1 protein-coding gene is annotated in these 276 nt (G+C 39.9%); it reads left to right on the top strand.

Features of this window, described 5'->3' with window-relative positions; genetic code table 11:
- Positions 1 to 276: LacI family DNA-binding transcriptional regulator (locus H3V04_RS09330; protein ID WP_232342688.1), on the top strand; the 276-nt coding region annotated here is incomplete at both ends.

Below are 276 nucleotides of genomic sequence, written 5' to 3' on the forward strand. Positions count from 1 at the left end.
CCAAGAATGCGTAAACAAGATATTACAATTTATGATGTAGCTCGTGAGGCTAAAGTATCAATGGCCACAGTTTCACGAGTAGTTAATGGCAATACAAATGTGCGTAAAGATACGCGCGATCGAGTAATGAAAGTAATCAACCGGTTGCACTACCAACCTAATGCCGTAGCTCAAGGCCTTGCGTCCAAAAGAACTACTACGGTTGGGTTAATTGTACCGGATTTAACCAACCTTTATTTTGCAGAATTGTCAAAAGGTATTGATGATATTGCTCTT

The sequence above is a fragment of the Bifidobacterium sp. M0353 genome, from assembly GCF_016100645.1.
In the GTDB taxonomy this organism is placed as follows: domain Bacteria; phylum Actinomycetota; class Actinomycetes; order Actinomycetales; family Bifidobacteriaceae; genus Bombiscardovia; species Bombiscardovia choladohabitans.